Source organism: Caldicoprobacter algeriensis (assembly GCF_023838525.1).
GTDB classification, from domain to species: domain Bacteria; phylum Bacillota; class Clostridia; order Caldicoprobacterales; family Caldicoprobacteraceae; genus Caldicoprobacter; species Caldicoprobacter algeriensis.
Map to the genome: position 1 here is coordinate 135095 of NZ_JAHUQD010000003.1, position 17561 is coordinate 152655.

At 46.9% G+C, this 17561-nt stretch carries 14 protein-coding genes; 8 read left to right on the top strand and 6 right to left on the bottom strand.

Translation table 11 applies throughout. The features are described 5' to 3' along the window. Genes KVG29_RS02885 through KVG29_RS02895 form a run of 3 tightly spaced genes read right to left on the bottom strand, consistent with a single transcriptional unit; the run spans position 1 to position 4513 of the window. On the bottom strand, positions 1-2364 hold the full coding sequence (locus KVG29_RS02885) for a transglutaminase TgpA family protein (protein ID WP_252226364.1): 2364 nt from the start codon (positions 2362-2364) through the stop codon (positions 1-3). Next, positions 2361-3572 carry a DUF58 domain-containing protein gene (locus tag KVG29_RS02890; RefSeq protein ID WP_252226365.1) on the bottom strand — a complete coding sequence of 404 codons (1212 nt, stop codon included), beginning with the start codon at positions 3570-3572 and terminating at the stop codon, positions 2361-2363. Before KVG29_RS02890 ends, KVG29_RS02885 begins: the two co-directional genes overlap by 4 nt. Beyond that, positions 3569-4513 carry an AAA family ATPase gene (locus tag KVG29_RS02895; protein WP_252226366.1) on the bottom strand — a complete coding sequence of 315 codons (945 nt, stop codon included), beginning with the start codon at positions 4511-4513 and terminating at the stop codon, positions 3569-3571. Before KVG29_RS02895 ends, KVG29_RS02890 begins: the two co-directional genes overlap by 4 nt. A 444-nt stretch (positions 4514-4957) precedes the next feature. Between KVG29_RS02895 and KVG29_RS02900 the strand changes: the two genes are divergently transcribed. From KVG29_RS02900 to KVG29_RS02930, 8 genes are all read left to right on the top strand, one after another. Further along, positions 4958-5947, top strand: a complete 990-nt coding sequence (locus KVG29_RS02900; RefSeq protein ID WP_252226368.1) for a biotin--[acetyl-CoA-carboxylase] ligase — start codon at positions 4958-4960, stop codon at positions 5945-5947. Further along, entirely contained in the window at positions 5940-6863 is a 924-nt protein-coding gene (locus KVG29_RS02905) for a P1 family peptidase (RefSeq protein ID WP_252226369.1), read from the top strand. Before KVG29_RS02900 ends, KVG29_RS02905 begins: the two co-directional genes overlap by 8 nt. 342 nt (positions 6864-7205) lie before the next feature. After that, entirely contained in the window at positions 7206-8957 is a 1752-nt protein-coding gene (locus KVG29_RS02910) for an ABC transporter ATP-binding protein (protein WP_252226370.1), read from the top strand. 2 nt (positions 8958-8959) lie between these two features. Next, complete coding sequence (locus tag KVG29_RS02915; protein ID WP_252226476.1) at positions 8960-10744, top strand: ABC transporter ATP-binding protein; 1785 nt, start codon at positions 8960-8962, stop codon at positions 10742-10744. 703 nt (positions 10745-11447) lie between these two features. Beyond that, the gene (locus tag KVG29_RS12580) at positions 11448-11792 is read left to right on the top strand and encodes a VanZ family protein (protein ID WP_476727266.1); all 345 of its coding nucleotides are present in this window, start codon (positions 11448-11450) and stop codon (positions 11790-11792) included. Between the two features lie 340 nt (positions 11793-12132). After that, positions 12133-12405, top strand: coding sequence for a putative Se/S carrier protein (locus KVG29_RS02920; RefSeq protein ID WP_252226371.1), 273 nt, complete (start codon positions 12133-12135; stop codon positions 12403-12405). Between the two features lie 155 nt (positions 12406-12560). Beyond that, a complete protein-coding gene (locus KVG29_RS02925) occupies positions 12561-13157 on the top strand; it encodes an ECF transporter S component (RefSeq protein WP_252226372.1) in 597 nt (198 codons plus the stop codon). A gap of 205 nt (positions 13158-13362) precedes the next feature. Continuing rightward, positions 13363-14130 carry a type III pantothenate kinase gene (locus KVG29_RS02930; protein ID WP_252226478.1) on the top strand — a complete coding sequence of 256 codons (768 nt, stop codon included), beginning with the start codon at positions 13363-13365 and terminating at the stop codon, positions 14128-14130. Positions 14131-14222: 92 nt separating this feature from the next. Here the strand turns inward: KVG29_RS02930 and thiC are convergent, their stop codons facing one another. From thiC to thiF, 3 genes are all read right to left on the bottom strand, one after another. Next, complete coding sequence (gene thiC, locus KVG29_RS02935) at positions 14223-15524, bottom strand: phosphomethylpyrimidine synthase ThiC (protein ID WP_252226373.1); 1302 nt, start codon at positions 15522-15524, stop codon at positions 14223-14225. 317 nt (positions 15525-15841) lie between these two features. Next, the gene (locus KVG29_RS02940; RefSeq protein WP_252226374.1) at positions 15842-16888 is read right to left on the bottom strand and encodes a thiamine phosphate synthase; all 1047 of its coding nucleotides are present in this window, start codon (positions 16886-16888) and stop codon (positions 15842-15844) included. Beyond that, positions 16885-17502: a sulfur carrier protein ThiS adenylyltransferase ThiF gene (thiF, locus tag KVG29_RS02945; protein ID WP_252226375.1), complete on the bottom strand. Its 618-nt coding sequence runs from the start codon at positions 17500-17502 to the stop codon at positions 16885-16887. The genes KVG29_RS02940 and thiF overlap by 4 nt, the downstream gene beginning before the upstream one ends. Positions 17503-17561: the final 59 nt, after the last annotated feature.

Sequence of the window (17561 nt, forward strand, 5' to 3'; positions counted from 1 at the left end):
TCATAATTTTCCTTGTTTTGAAATTTTTGAAGAGAGCTGTTTGGATATCAGCTTGAAAGTATAAGGGTAGAAGCCCAGCAGGCTTTTTATGTTTTCCTCTAAATTGCGGTAAAATTTGAGTATCTTTTCCATTTCATGTTCTGTCAGCTGGTAGTTGCCAAATCGGTTTTTAACTACCAGCTGGCATATGTCCATCATAGAGCCGGCGGAATTTGTAAGCCAGGCATCTACCCTCTGCGCATAAGAATAGGGGGTTTCTCCTTTGCGCATAGGGAATCCGTAAAGGGTAAGAAGCCACAGTATTTGCTGATAACAATAGCTGAGCTGCTTTTCATAGGGCAGCTTTTTTATTTTTTTCCAGCGGAGGATGTCCCATACCCTGAGCCCTGCCATGCCTGTTCCTATTAAGATAAGTGTTATCAGCAAAACCACTACAAGCCAGGGAATTTTGTTTGACGAGGAGGAATCGGGGAGGCTGCCTACTTCGGCATTTATGTCGGGTTGGTAAATATTTGTCTGTTCACCTTGCATCCATGGGTAGGTAAGCTCATCCCAATAGTAGCCGGGATACTGAACCTGGTGTTGGCCTGTTAAGCCCTGCTGATGTTGAGCTTGGGGAGTGGGATCAAACGTCAGCCATCCCACCTTCGGGAAATATATCTCAATCCATGCGTGGCCGTTGAGCTTTCTAACCTCGTAAATATTTCCCTCGTTGGGTTGGGACGGCATCTTGAAGCCTTCTATGTAGCGGGTGGGCAACCCTACAATTCTGCCCATCACTGCCATTGCTGTGGCAAAGTAGGTGCAATAGCCTCTTTTGAGCTCGAATAAGAAGTAATCCACGAAGTCTACGTCTGGAGGAGTATAAGGGGGTTGAAGAGTATAATCGTAATTTTGTTGCAGGTAGGCCTGAAGGGTTAGCGCCTTGGCCAAAGGCGTCTTTATTCCCCGCGTAATGCTGTAGGCCAGTTCAACAACCCTTGAAGAAACGCTGTCGGGTACCGACATATAGTGCTCTTGTATGTGAAGCAGCTTTTCGCGGTTGGCGCCCTCCCACAAAGGTTGCTGGGAGATGGGCTTGTGCCAGTCGATGATGGGAATATAACCTTCAAGGAAGTTTTGGAATGCTCGATCTTCAATAGCCGGCACGCTGACGTGCAGTATATAGTTATCTGATGCCGAGATGTCTCTTGAGGTAAAGGTTTCCCCCTTGCCGTTGAAATAGGGAGTGAAGCCTCCCCATCTTTTCTGTACGGTGATGCCTTCCAGGCGCTGGGCGTTGAATATGACCGATGTTTCAATACCGGTATGGGTCACCGAAGCTTTTATGGGAATAAAAAAGCGATCCTTAAGCTCGCGGCTTAGGTCTTCCCATATGGGCTCATCCCAGTCGAATGCTTGGCGATATGCATTTTCCCGGCTTATGCTGCTCAGCTTATATCGCTTATCGTCTATCGAGTCTTGCCAGCCACTGCCTGTGTACTCGTTGAGTATGGTGCCCCTTAAGTACAGGGGGGCAGTAGCCGTTACTCTCAACACCACGTCGTCGCTTATTTTTACAGGCCCGCCCAGTTGTTCAGATGAAGACGGGAAGCCGGTCTGAGAAAGGCGGAATGGCTGCCTAGGGCTTGAAAAAACTGACCATTCGGACCACCTGTCGCTTATGTTCTGAACCGTCCGTTCGAGGAAATCCCATTTGAGGTGCTGTGTATCATGGGGTAGAAATATTGACGAGGTCAAAACTATGGCGATGGCTAGGGGTAGTGTTGAGACTTGCCATACTCCAAAATCAGGCATGCTGTAATGATGGGAAAGTCTCCTATACTGTTTTGCGCTCAGCATCATAATCCACGCTAAAACCAGGGGCCACAGCCATGGAAGTATCTGGGTATGGCCCAAAGTCCATTCTATGGTTATAATCCCAGTACACAGGATAGATGATATAACCAGCCATTCAAGCTTTGTGACCAACAGGTATATGATAAGCGATAGGATGAACACTATGAGCCAGGTGCTTGGATGAACGTACTGCGATTCAAAGGAAGCTATGCCAAGGGTATAATCAACTAACCACTTAAAAAGGTTTAAGACTTCGTTCAACCGGCCTTTAGCCGCAAAATATTTCAGATATATACCCATACCCGTAGCCGTGGTCACCGTCAGAGTTATTAAGGTCAGGCGGCTGGAGAAATAAATGGAAAGGGCTGTATAAAATGCCGTTGCCATGAGCAGTATGGTCCAATATGGCATGGGAAAGCCCAGGGATACCAGTATGGACTTCGCCAGCCCGCTCACCATGAGGGTGAATATCAGCCATTTCATTATGTAGTTGAGCATGTGATTGGATGTGAGTTTTTGGCTCATAGCGCTCTCTCCAGTACCCTGTCTATTCGTTCGTCGGTGTGAAGTAGGAAACAAGGTATTTCACGCCTGTTTAGCTCGTCAATCATGCGCTTTATATCCTCGTTCAGCTCCGGACCGTGGTATACCAAAAACACCAGTGGGTGTATATCCGACTGCTTTAGCAGGCACAAATGGTTGAACAGGCGGTAGCTCATGTCGTGGACGATGAGCACTATGCTTTCGCCCTTGCTAAATCCGGGAGATTCCATGGAAAGTATCTCGTCCATGCGGAAAGGGCTGTTAAACGGCAGCGCTGCCAGGTAGTCGAAAAAACGGTTGAAATCGCCGGGATTCCTTCCGCTGAGCTGTTGGCGTTCCCTGTGATAGACGATCAGCTGCAGCGAAAGCCATTTTGAGAGCACAAAGTGTATGACAGCCACAGCGCATTCTATCATCTGGTCCTCCACCTTGTAACGGGCCATCCCTTCAGACGGATAGGGGAAGGTTTCCAGAAACATGAGTATTTGCGGCTGGGTGTTGGTTTCGTAGTTTTTGACGTACAGGTCCTGTAGCTTGGCGGATATTTTCCAGTGAATTTTTTTAAGCGGGTCCCCGTATTGATACTGGCGTATATCGCTTAAAGATGCGGGCTCTTCGGTGGCTAAAAATTCCTGTCTGGTAGTGCCTTCGACTTGAATTTGGGGCAGGGGAAGGCTGATCAGCCTGACGACTCTCGGTGCTACGCTTAGCTCAAGGGGTTTGTGGTATGAACGTTTGAGCAGATTCATGGAAAAGGTAAACAGGCCGAAGGGGTCGCCAACTTCTACGCCGGTGATGCCCACCGTGTAGTGGCCTCTCAAATCACATATGAAATCCTCTTTGATCTCACCGTAACGGAATGGAAGGATGCACAGGACCTTTTCTTTGACCTCGTTTGTCAGAACCAACTGCGGTATTTGATAGAACACCTTGATGTAGGGGTATATGAATGGCTTGTCGTTGTGTATCTGTATGACCAGCGAAGCCATGTCTCCTTTTGTCGCCTGCTCAGGAGTTATCCTCTGCAGATACCGGAAATCCACAAGCACCCACAGGTTGGTGATGAGGGCATAGAATATCAGCGATGCAACCACCGTAAAGCCCATGAAAAATATCTTTTCCCCGCTATAAAGCCCTAGTCCCAGGGAAAGCACTCCAACCCCAATCATAAGGGCACGCAGATGCTTCATGGCCCGATCACTGGCACGTACACCGAATTCAGGATTGACCTCAGTATCCGCTCGGCGGTCATTTCTTTAAGCCGCGCTTCGGGTTTGAGTATCAGGCGGTGAGACAGGACCGGGACGACCATCTTCTGCACATCATCGGGTATGACGTAGTCCCTGCCCTCCAAAAGGGCGTATGCCTGTGAGGCCCGCATGAGTGCAATGGCTCCCCGGGGGCTTGCGCCTAGCGTCAGGTCCTTGTGTTCACGGGTACAGGCAACCAGTTCAGCTATGTATTCCTTTATGGCCTCGGCCACATTTATGTGTCTAACCTGCTGCTGAAGCTCCAGGATTTGCTGTGCGTCGGCTACCGGCTTTAAATCCTTCATGGGGTTCTGAGTTTGAAAGCGGGAGAGTATGAACATCTCTTCGCGCTTGGTCGGGTAACCTATTGAGACTTTAATGAAAAAGCGATCCAGTTGGGCTTCAGGCAGAGGAAACGTACCTATATATTCAATCGGATTCTGGGTAGCCAGCACAATGAAGGGCTGCGGTACGGGATAGGTTTTCCCATCCACAGTTACCTGGTGCTCTTCCATGACCTCAAGAAGGCTGGCCTGGGTTTTGGGCGAGGTACGGTTGATCTCGTCGGCCAGTATGACCTGGCTCATTATCATCCCTGGCTTGAATTCCATTTCGCCGGTTTTTAAGTTGTACATGGAAAAGCCGGTTATATCCGAGGGCAGGATGTCGGGCGTGAACTGTATGCGTTTGAAGGACAGGTTAAGCGACCTGGCAAGGCACGATACGAGGGTGGTCTTGCCCACACCGGGGACATCTTCGATGAGCACATGCCCTCCCGCCAGAAGAGCGATGAGGATAAGGCGTATGACTTCGCTCTTCCCTACTATTACCTTTTCTATGTTTTCCTGAATATCCTTGACGAGCTTTTGAGGATTGTTCATGTTTTTACCTACCTTCTTGCTTTATCTTTTTACCAATTTTGCATAATGACCCCTTCTGTTTTGCTTATAAGAATAATCTGCGGGAATTTAATCGATGATTAAATGCGACGCCATAAGTTTTAAAGGCTTCAGCAATTTGCGTTTAACTGCTGTGCGCTTGTATTTGGTTGGATCAAATTGGTGGAGCGACTGAAGCAGTTGATTATGCGTTTTTAAATTATTCAGGATGTTTAAAAATATTATACCATATATGTGCGCTGAAACGGATTACTGCGTTTTTTATTTTTTAATCTCATTTTGCGCTTTTTGGCAAGGTTTCGTGATATAATGAATCTGATAGTGCTGGTACATAGTTTAAGGGAGTTTCTGGTGCCTAAAAGATATATAACCTTAAAATCTGAATGTTTAACACAGTTTTTTGTACAAGGAAGGGTGCTGATTCTTATGCGGGATGCGGTACTTAATATGTTGCTTGATAATTTGGGCAACTTCGTTTCAGGTGAGGACATAAGCAGACAGCTGGGCATAACCCGGGCCGCCGTGTGGAAGTACATAAGGCTTTTGCAGAATCAAGGGTATGTGATAGAATCGTCTACCAAAAAGGGATACTGCTTAAGGCAGGTTCCGGATATTCTCGACGAGGCGTTGCTTTTTCGCGGGCTCAATACGTCCCTTTTGGGAAAAAATGTAGAGATATATTCCTCTATAGGCTCTACCAATGCGCGGGCCAAGGAGCTGGCATTGAATGGTGCACCCGAGGGGACGGTGGTCATTGCCGATGAACAGGTACAGGGGAGGGGGCGATTGGGGCGCAGCTGGGTATCGCCGTCCGGCAAAGGCATATGGATGTCGGTGATATTGAGGCCTCATCTGTTCCCACAACAGGTCCCGAAAATAACGATCGTGACGGCTGTTGCGGTGGCAAATGCCTTAAAGCGATCGGCTCAGATTGAGGTGGGCATCAAATGGCCCAATGACATAGTATGCGGTGGGAAGAAGCTGTGCGGCATTTTGACCGAGGTGCATGCCGAACCTGAGGTTATACACTATGCCGTTGTTGGGATAGGGCTAAATGTTAATCTTTCGCTTGAGGATTTCCCTGAGGATATAAAGGATTTAGCCACCTCTTTGAGAATAGAGAAAGGCAAAGAGTTTCACCGTGTAGACATAATAAAGGCTATACTGCAAGAGATGGAAAAAGGTTATTTGCAAAAGCTGAACGATGATGGCTTTGCTGAGCTTTTAGAAGAGTACGAGAGGCGTTCGGTGATATTGGGAAGGCGAGTACGGGTAATTGGCGTTGGCGGTGAATTTTCCGGGTATGCCGAAGGGTTTGGTGAGGATGGCTCTTTGATGCTTAGGCTGGATGACGGCCGCCTGGAAAGAATACTGGCGGGAGATGTATCCATAAGGGGTGAGAGGGGCTATGTATGATGGGAAAATTACCGACGTGCCCGGCATTGAGGTGGGGCATGCGCAGGACTTTCATGCCAAGACGGGCTGTACGGTGGTCATAAGCAGGGAAGGGGCGGTGGGCGGCGTGGACGTACGGGGTTCAGCGCCGGGCACCAGGGAGACCGACCTTATGCGCCCTATGAATCTGGTAGAGAGGGTCCATGCTGTGGTGCTGTGCGGCGGGAGCGCTTTTGGCCTGGCTGCAGCCAGCGGCGTGATGAGATACCTGGAAAAGCAGGGAATAGGGTTTGACACCGGCGTGGCCAAGGTGCCCATTGTGGCCGGCGCCGTAATTTTTGATTTGGGGTACGGTGACTGGCGCGTTCGTCCGGACGAAAGGATGGGCTATGAGGCGTGTTTGAATGCCAGTACTGGCGATGTGCCTCAGGGCAGCGTAGGCGCAGGGACAGGAGCTACTGTCGGCAAAATACTAGGGATGGAAGGGTGCATGAAGGGAGGAGTTGGCACCTCGAGCATCAGATTGCCTGGAGGCATTGTGGTGGGGGCCATAGTGGTGGTAAATGCTTTGGGAGATGTAGTGGAGCCGGGAACCGGGAGAATACTGGCAGGTGCCCGAGACCCCAAAACGGGAAAATTCATAAATACATGGAAATTTATACTGGAAGGCAATGCCATAAAAGATGCAGAGGCCTGTAACACCACCATTGGCGTTGTGGCCACCAACGCTTACCTTACCAAGGAGCAGGCCAACAAGGTGGCTGCCATGGCGCATGATGGCCTGGCGTTGACCATAAGGCCTGTACATACCATGCTAGACGGCGATACTCTCTTTGTTCTGTCGACCGGCCAAATCGAGTGTGATGTAAACGTCATTGGTACGGCGGCTGCTGAGGCCATTGCCAGGGCTGTGGTCAATGCCGTGGAAAATGCTTAGACATCATTTTGGGCATGTTAATTTTTTGAAGGAAAAGTGAGAAAATGGCCACAACTTAGGGTTAAAATACGTGAAATGGCAGTGAATGGAGGTACAAAATGGTATACGATGGATTACTGTGGTTCCTGTTTGTTGACGGCTGTGAAAAAGTCATTTAATATAATATAGACTTTTGATAAATTCATCTTTTCAAGCACTTCGCTTTTCAGGCTCTTGTTCACGTCGCAACATTTGAGGTCCCCTCTTGAAGAAAAGATAATAGCAAAAGTTAGCGTTAAAATGGCTGAGGAGCCTTGAAGGGTGAGTGCTTTTAAATCATGAATAGGAGTGGGGGTAGTTTTATTGGATATCTTACAGCGAATAATGGGCTATGCCTGGAGGTATAAGTGGCGGCTTATTGCTGCTACCGTTTTTTTATTGCTGGTTATCGGTTTAAACATGGTGACGCCGTACCTTTCCAAAATACTGGTTGACGATGTAATACGAGGCGGCAGACGTTCACTTTTGCTGCCAATTTTGTTGGCAATTCTTGGGTGTGCGGTGTGCAGGGGAATATTCTTGTATATTAGGTCCTATTTATTTGAGGACGTATCGCAAAGGTGCTTGTATGACCTGCGCAATACCATGTATACCCATCTTCAGGAGCTGTCTTTTTCATTTTACGATGACAACCGCATAGGTGAGCTCATGTCCAGGATGACCGGAGATATTGAGGGTATAAGGATGTTACTGGTAGTCGGGTTGCCCATTTTGTTGGAAAATGCCATCTACTTCATCGGTACCTCAATTGTACTATTCTCCATGAACGTTAAACTGGCACTGGTTACTTTGGCTATTTTGCCTTTCATCGGGTGGACGGCTTTTAAGCTGAACAAAGATATCGGACCTGCTTACAGCGAGATACGGGAACAGCAAGCAAATCTCAGTACGGCAGCTCAAGAGAACATCGCGGGAGTGCGCGTTGTAAGGGCTTTTGCACGGGAAGACTATGAAATAGCAAAGTTTAAAAAGGAAAATCGGCTTAATATGGAAAAAAACATCAATGCCGGCTTTATATGGTCCAAGTATTTCCCGCTCATTGAGTTTTTGAGCGGCTTTTGTGCGGTAGCATTAATAGGTTACGGTGGATGGATGGTTGCCGCAGGGAAGATTTCACTGGGAACCGTTGTGGCTTTTAACGGATATCTGTGGATGCTGATTATGCCGGTTAGGATGCTGGGCTGGATTGTCAACGTGATAAGTCAAGCCATTATTTCTGGCAAAAGGGTATTTAACGTGCTGGACACCGGATCATCCATCAAGGAAAAGGAAAACGCTTATTGCCCAAGCGAGTTCCATGGGGATGTGGTGTTTGAGAACGTCTCGTTTTGCTATAAGGAACAGCCTGTGCTCTTCAACATAAACATAAACGCTCCGGCAGGGAAGACCATAGGCATCATGGGTGCCACAGGAGCGGGCAAAACGTCTATTATAAACTTGATAGCCAGGTTTTACGACGTGACGGCAGGCAGGGTACTGGTGGACGGAGTGGACGTGCGGGATTGGAAGCTGAGCGCCTTAAGGAGCCAGATAGGCATCGTGATGCAGGACGTATTTCTGTTTTCCGATACCGTTGAGGGGAATATACTTTACGGCAACCCCAATGCCACCAGGGAGGAAGTGATTGAAGCTGCCAAGATTGCCGGTGCTCATGACTTCATCATGGAGATGCCTCAGGGTTATGACACCATCATCGGCGAGCGCGGCGTGGGGCTGTCGGGCGGCCAAAAGCAGAGGATTGCCATTGCCAGGGCTATTCTCAAGAACCCCAAAATCCTTATTATGGACGACTGTACTTCGGCTGTGGATATGGAGACTGAATACCAGATACAGCAGGCCCTGCAGAAGGTCATGAAGGGGCGCACCACCTTTATCATAGCCCATCGCATTTCTTCGGTGCGCAACGCTGATGAGATAATATTCTTGGAAAATGGCAAGATTGTCGAGCGGGGTACGCACGAAGAGTTGCTGGTCAAAAAAGGCAGATATTACGAACTTTACAGACAGCAGTACAAGGACCTTGAGGAATTTCAGCCAAAAAGGCAGGTGATGTGACAATGCTGAGGCAGAGGATAATTGAAGACGAGGCGCTCGAAAAACCGTTTAATATGGGGCAGTTCAAGCGGCTGTTGAGCTATATGAAGCCTTATACGAGGCAGATGATGATTACATTTTTGCTGATGATTGTAGCATCGGTATGCGGCCTTCTGGGACCGCTCATCCTTCAGATTGCCATTGACGATTATATGGTGCAGGGCAACTACGTTGGCCTGGTTTTCATTACGCTTATCTTTCTTGGGGTCAACTTCATAAGCATGGTATGCGTGCGCAAACGGGTCAGGATTATGGTAGTGGTGGGGCAGGAGGTGCTTTTCAAGCTGCGCCAGGACTTGTTCAACCACATTCAGAAGCTGTCGTTTACCTTTTATGACAGCAGGCCGGCCGGTAAGATACTGGTGCGCATCATCAATGACGTGAACTCGTTGAGCGACCTTTTAACCAACGGGATTATAAACGTTGTGACAGATGCCTTCACTCTGATTGTGGCGCTCATCTTTATGTTTTCCATACATCTCAGGTTGGCCTTGATATCGCTGGTTACGGTGCCGCTGATGGCTTTGGTCATAGTGCTGCTCAAAAAGGTGATAAGGCTCAGGTGGCAGACGGTGCGCAGGAAGGTGTCCAACATGAACGCCTATCTGCACGAGAGCCTTGCGGGCATGCGGGTGACCCAGGCCTTTGTACGGGAACCCGAGACGCGGCAGGTTTACCGCCAGCTAAGCGGGGATATATATTCCGCCTGGATGAACGCCATAAGGGTAAACAACCTGTTTTGGCCTTCGGTTGAGTGGATAGCCGCCATAGGTACATTCGTGATTTACTGGTTTGGTATGAAATTCCTGGATCAAGGTACGGTAACGGTTGGTATCCTGGTGGCCTTTACAGGGTATGTGTGGCGGTTCTGGCAGCCGCTTAACAACCTGTGCAATTTCTACAACTCGCTGCTTATGGCCATGGCTTCAACCGAGCGCATATTTGAGATGCTGGATATACAGCCCGATATCACTGATAAGGAGGGTGCGATAGAGCTTCCGCCTATCAAGGGTGAGGTGCGTTTTGACCACGTCACATTCTATTATGAGCCCGAAAAGCCGGTACTTCAAGATGTGAGCTTTACTGTAAGGCCAGGTGAGACCATTGCGCTGGTAGGGCCTACGGGGGCGGGAAAGACTACCATCGTCAGCCTGATCAGCCGGTTCTATGACCCTGTGGAGGGCCGCGTCCTTATAGACGGAGTGGACATTCGCGATGTGACGCTGTATTCGCTGCGCAAACAAATGGGGATAATGCTTCAGGACCCATTTATCTTCTCGGGGACTATAATGGACAATATACGATACGGGCGGCTGGATGCTACTGATGAAGAGGTCATAGAGGCGGCCAAGATAGTTCATGCCCATGAGTTTATAAAGGACATGGAGGACGGGTATTATACGCAGGTGCAGGAGAGGGGTTCGCGCCTGTCGCAGGGGCAGAAGCAGCTTATCTCCTTTGCCCGGGCGCTCCTGGCAGACCCCAAGATACTCATCCTCGATGAGGCCACATCCAGCATAGATACGCGCACCGAGATGCTGATTCAGGAGGGGCTTAAGGAGCTTCTTAAAGGAAGGACTTCGTTTGTAATAGCCCATAGGCTGTCCACCATACGAAATGCCGATCGCATCATGGTGATTGACCACGGTAAGATAATAGAGTGCGGCAGTCACGAAGAGCTGCTTAAAAAGCGCGGGGTTTACTACAACCTGTATAAGGCACAATATAAGTTTTTACAGGCTATTTGATATCAAAGTGCAGTGTTAAGCAATTTGGCAAAGGATGCAATTATAATCTACTATGCAAGAGATCGAGCAGGACGCTGAATTTATAATTTGGCTCCTGCTTGACTTATGCATTCGATTTTATCAGAAAACTCATGTTATCTATAATTGCGAGAAGGTGTTTACATTATAATTTTTTAGCAATATCCTACAAAAAACAAAGATATTCAGAGAAAATGAAAGATAGATGGATAAAAAACATGTGAAAACAAAAAACAGATAAAAAAAGAGTTTGACGGTGAGAATTGTTTAGAATTATTCTATATACAGGTTTGTATGGTAAATTTTACACTTTTGGGCCAGGTAGGTAGAATTGTTTCAAATCTTATACATGATGAAACGATAAACATACTGAAAGAATACACTAAATTGGCAAACATAAAACTTTTTGAAAGAGAGAAGATATAGAATGAATAGGGAGAAGGGAAATGCTGAAAGTTAATATTTTTGTTTTAATTGGGTTCGTGGTATATTTTTTTATATTTTTATAAATTTTAAAAAGTTCTCATTAAGTTATCATATAATTTTGTTTGCTTTTATAGTTTACACATTTACGTTAATTGGAATCACCCTTTTTCCAATACCCATACAACCTCAAGCAATAGAAATGTTAAGAGAAATTCAAATTACAAATAATTACATACCCTTTAAATAGATAATTAGTAATATAGTTGAAGCTACCCATTGGATTGTATGGTTTAAAATAATAATTGGAAACATACTGCTGTTTATGCCTCTAGGTTTTTATTTGCCTCTTATTGTAAAAAAACATGTCGTCAATAGTCGAAAGATGATTATTATTGGGTTTTGTGTTTCACTTTGTATTGAAGTAATGCAGATGTTTATATCTTTATTAGTTAATTGTAGATATAAATCGTTTGATGTTGATGATTTGTTTTTGAACACTACAGGGACTGTTCTCGGTTTTATAATTTTTAAATTTCTATACTATGTATTGCAAAACTGTCTGAAATGGGATATAAATAGGTACATTGAATCGAAAAAGAGTTAGTGGTATTATTACGATGTAATAGGTTCAAGAGGTCTATCGTCCCCATTTTTTATATTTTCTCTCTACTCCATTAGAAAACTTTTTATCCACTTGTAAATATGCATTGGGATTGATTTGCAAACATTGTACCGGAACACATCGGCTATCAGAGAATATATTAATAATAATGGAACGTTTTATTGAGCCTGTGCGCCTGTATGACTTTGGCACGGGCTTTTATTGTCTGTCTTAAATGAGACAGAGTTATAAAAATAGAGAGCATATGACAAAGAGCAGTAATAGGTTTGAGGTTTATTAGAGGTTCTGCCAATTGCGATAGTGAAAGAATGGGGTGAGTATTATGAACTATGTGGAGGAATACGGACTTATTGCCTTTAGCTCAAGGCAGCATGCCATTCATTTCAGTGATATACTGAAATTGGCTGGCTGCCCGGTTCAACTGGTATCAACTCCCAGGGAGATATCGTTGGGTTGTGGTTTATCTATAAAGTTTCCGATATCCTTAACTTCTGAGGTTATGCAAGTATACAACAGGTACCAATATCCGGTTACGGGATTTTATCACATCAAACGAAGAGGGAACAGACATCAGATTACGAGAATACCGTGTTGAAAGCAATAAATTTTTTCTTGCGCTTTATGCGTTATACTGCTAAAATATTACTTATAAAAAGCCGGTATCTCTCGTAGAGCCGGACTGAGGTTCAACTCTATGAGACAAGATACCGTCAGGTATCCAAATCTGGAACTTGAACGGAGGTGTCGTTTATGAGGCTTACTACCAGGAGGTTAGTGGTCACAGGAATGCTGGCCGCCATCTCCATCATTCTGGGACTTACCCCCATAGGTTTTATTCCCCTGCCGTTCAGCCCTACCAGGGCTACCATCATGCACATCCCTGTCATCATCGGCTCAATTGTGGAAGGGCCCATCGTTGGTCTTATAATAGGCTTAATATTCGGCGGTTTTAGCATGTACCAGGCTGCCACTATGGCTGCCAATCCCGCACAGTTCGTGTTTTTGGATCCCATGGTGGCCATCCTGCCGCGTATGCTGATTGCTATCACTTCCTATTATGCCTACAGGGGTGTAAAGGCCGTGCTGAAGAGAGATTCTTCGGCGGTAGTAGCAGGCATGGTGGCAGCAGCGGTGGGGACATTAACCAATACGGTGGGGGTGTTGCTCACTATCTATTTAAGGCATGGGGTGGAATATGCCAAAAAGCTAGGGGTAGCGGCCGAGGCGGTTGGGGGAGTGATAGTGGGGATTGCGGTGACCCACGGCATTCCAGAGGTTATTGTGGCCATATTCATCGTAACTGCGGTGCTGCAGGCTTTGCAGCGAATTTACAGGAAGGCGTTTTGATTTTCCCGGGCAGGAAAGTCCTGTCCGTATTTATGTTTCTAATGTTTTTATTTTTGGGCTTTTTAATATTTAAGGTCTCCCAGGGAATTGCCTATACCAAAGAGATCTGATAAGAGGGACTTGACTGACGGATTCGAAAATGGAGTCTCCTGCGCTCATATATGATGAAAGTTTTTGGATGTGTAAAAAGGAGTGTGAGCGATATATGCTGCTGGTAATGGATATTGGGAATACCAACATCGTTGCAGGGGTGTACAATGGCAAGAAGCTGCTCAGCCATTGGAGGTTGGCATCGGACAGGGATAAATCTGCCGATGAATTCGCCATGGTCATACTCGGCTTGTTCAAATATAATGGTCTTTCGCCGAAGGACGTCGACGCCATCGCCATTTCTTCGGTGGTGCCTCCCATGATGAACGCTATAGAGGAGATGTGCCGTAAGTACTTCAACGTTAAGCCGTTGATAGTGGGGCCGGGGATAAAGACGGGTATAAACATCCGCTACGAGAATCCCAAGGAGGTTGGGGCCGACAGGATAGTCAACGCCGTGGCGGCATACGAGATATATGGTGGGCCCATCATAGTGGTAGATTTCGGCACAGCCACCACGTTTTGTGCCATTTCCGATAAAGGGGAATACTTGGGTGGATGCATCGCGCCGGGTATCACCATCTCCACCGAGGCTTTATACCAGAGAACGGCCAAACTGCCCAAAGTCGAGCTTGTCAAGCCTCCGCAGGTCATATGCAAGAACACTATAAGCAGCATCCAAGCCGGCATAATATACGGCTATGTAGGGCAGGTGGACTATATCGTGAGGCGGATGAAAAAGGAGCTGGGCAGAGAGGATGCAAAAGTCATCGCCACCGGAGGCCTGGCTCACATGATAGCCGAGGAGTCCGAGACCATAGAGGAGATCAACCCGCTGCTCACGCTGGAAGGATTGAGGATAATATACGAGAGAAATTTATGATGTTTTTCTGCGGGGTATATACTACTATATGTTCAAGATAGGGATAATGTATTTGCCTGACTTTCAATGTACAAAATAGAGAGGAGAAGACGCTATATCAAGCTTACGTTCTCTCCTTTTAATATCCTGTTCATGTTTCGTACTGCACACATCCTGCCGCACATGGTACAGGTATCTTCCTGTTCAGGTGTCGATTCCATGCGGTATTGCCTGGGCTTTTCGCTATCAATTGCTAGCCTGAACATCTCTTCCCAGTCGAGGTTTCGCCGTGCCTGGCTCATTCTGTCGTCCCATTCCTTTGCGCCCTTTATGCCCTTGGCGATGTCGGCAGCATGGGCGGCTATCTTTGCGGCTATGATGCCCTCTTTCATATCCTCCAGTGTTGGGAGCCTTAAGTGTTCTGCGGGTGTTACGTAACACAGGAAGTCGGCACCGCTGGCTGCTGCTACGGCTCCACCTATGGCGCTGGTTATGTGGTCGTATCCCGGCGCTATGTCGGTCACGATGGGACCGAGCACATAGAATGGGGCGCCGTGGCATAGCTTTTTGGCCAGCAGGACATTGGCGGCAATCTCGTTGATAGGCATGTGACCGGGTCCCTCGATCATGACCTGTACGTTCTTTTTCCATGCCCTTTTTGTCAGCTCACCAAGGATGATCAGCTCTTCTATCTGCGATGCGTCGGTGGAATCGTGTATGCTCCCGGGCCGAAAGGCATCCCCCAGGCTTATTGTCACGTCGTATTTTGCGAATATATCGAGTATGTCGTCAAAGTATTCATAGAAAGGATTTTCATTCCCGGTAAGCTGCATCCAGGAGAATATGATGGATCCGCCCCGGGAGACGATGTTGGTGAGGCGGGGATTGTTTTTAAAGCGGCGTACGGTTTCCTTGTTTACCCCTGCGTGTATGGTCATGAAATCCACTCCGTCACGGGCGTGCATTTCCACTATATCTATAAACTCACGCGCTGTTATCTCTCCTATGTCCTTGTCATAATGTCCTACGGCACTGTATATGGGCACCGTGCCTATCATGGCAGGGGATATCTCGATGAGCTTTTGCCTGAACTGGCGGGTTTTGCCGTAGGAGCTTAAATCCATGATGGAATCAGCTTTAAGCTCTATAGCCTTTTTTGCCTTTTCAATTTCGGCATCGAAGTTGAAACAGTCGCGGGAAATGCCGATATTCACGTTTATCTTTGTGCGCAGGCCTTGACCTATGCCTTCGGGGTCAAGGCTTTTATGGTTTTTATTGGCGGGTATTACCACCTTGCCGCAGGCTACCAGGTCCATTATTTCCCTGGCCGTCTTTCCTTCTTTTTGTGCCACTATTTCCATCTCTCTTGTTATGATGCCTTTCCTTGCGGCATCCATCTGCGTGGTGTATTCCATCGTAAACCCTCTCCTTTTTTATTTGTATTAAAAGGTGTTGTTAATGTGCCATATTGGTTTTTATCAACACATTTATTAGCTAAAGTGTGTAAGAAGCATAATTACGTTTTGGCGTTTTAGCTTATTTTGGCGGCGTTTAATGAGCTGAAACACAAGGATGAAAGCTTTGCATATAGTACCTCAGCTTTACTATAATTTGCTTGCAGATACCTCTTACTTTATTGGGAGAAGAGCATCACGGCTTTTTAGTGGTTTTACACTGTTTGCGATTTTTAAGGCGATTGAAGGCTCTTTTAAAAACCATGCACTTTGGGTATTTATTGTGCCAGCCGTTTTCTTATGGATTCAATCTTAGCTTTTATATCATCTGCCCCCACGATATCGGTCACCATGGCTATGCATTTTGCACCTGCTTTTCTTACTTCAAGGACGTTGTGCTCCTTTATACCGCCAATGGCCACAAAGGGTATATCGATGTTTTTTACGACGTATTCAAGGTATTCAAGCCCTACCGGCTGGCATACGTCTTTTTTGGTAAAGGTCCTGTATATTGGGCCGACGCCTATGTAATCGGCTCCGCCGGCCACCGCTTTTTGGGCTTGCTCCGGCGAATGGGTGGATACCCCTATTATCATCCTTTCCCCCACCAACTCCCTCACCTTTTCAACCGGCAGGTCATCCTGGCCTATGTGTATCCCGTCTGCCCCAACCATCATGGCCAGATCAACGTGGTCATTGACTATAAAGGTGACACCGGCTTTTTGTGTCATCTCGCGGATTTGGACGCATTCCCTGTATTTGTCGATAAGCTTTTTATCCTTTTCGCGGTACTGGATTATCTTTATCCCTGCTTCTATCATCTGAGTTACCACTTCTATGTTGGTCCTGCCTTTGGAATATTCCTCGGCTGTGATGCAGTATATATCGGTATCCAGTTTCTTCCTCTTTTCCAGTGCCCAGTCGGCACTTATGTATTCCTTTTCAAGGGTATAGCATTCAAACCTTAATCTTTCGTACAGCTTTGCAAGCTGGTATTTGCCCAGCAGCTTTAAATTTTCCTCTATGACCCTTAGGGCTTCCTGACACCTCTTAAAGTTAGCGGTGACCATATCAAACATGTTGCTTCTGCTATCGAGGTTAAGGCTGGCTGAGATTGGCAGGCCAACGTCGGCTAGCGCGTCCCGTTGTGAAATGCACTGGGGCAGATATTCCATTATATTTTTTCTTATCTCATGCCTTAACTTTTTTAGCTTTTCTGTCAAGCTGGCGTTGTTGTAGTAAAACCGGGCTATGTCTTCCAGAACCCTTATCCCCTCGGACGCCCTGTTTATGTTGGCGTCGATTATCCTGAAGAGCTCGTTCACGGATTTCTCCCCCCTAAGATAAACTCCAGTACCGTGTCCGCCTGTTTGGCGGCAGCTATGTTGACTCTGGGTGATAGGGGTGGAGTGTCTTTATCCACTTCGGAGCGCATGTCTCCTATTATGTAGAGCAGGGAATGGACCTTTTTTACTTTGATGTTATCGCTGTTGCCCCAGCCGCCCAGGCCCGAGACCGCTACCACCAGTTTGCCGCTTGAACCGTAATGCTCCACTATCATCTTTTTACAGGAGGGATTGTCAAAGGCCTCGATGATGATATTGCAGTCATCGAATATTTCATGGATGTTTTCCTGCGTAATCTTTTCTTGAAGGGCCTCTATCTCTACGTCCGGGTTAATCCTCCGCAAGTTTAATTTGAGGGCTTCCACCTTGGGCATCCCTACCTGGTCGTAAAAATAAAACTGTCTGTTCAAGTTGGAGAGCTCCACCCTGTCGAAGTCCACTATCTTGAGCCTTTTTATCCCGCTTCTTACCAGGTTTAAAGCGCAGTTGGAGCCCAGGCCGCCCGCGCCGGCTATGCCCACCTTGACTTGTTGCAGCTTTTGAAGGTTTGCATTGCCAATATATTTCACCAGCGTTTCTTCAAATCGATTCATGGCTGTACGACCATCCTTTCATGATGTTCTTGCCTGTTTGCCTTTACAGGGTTGCTGAA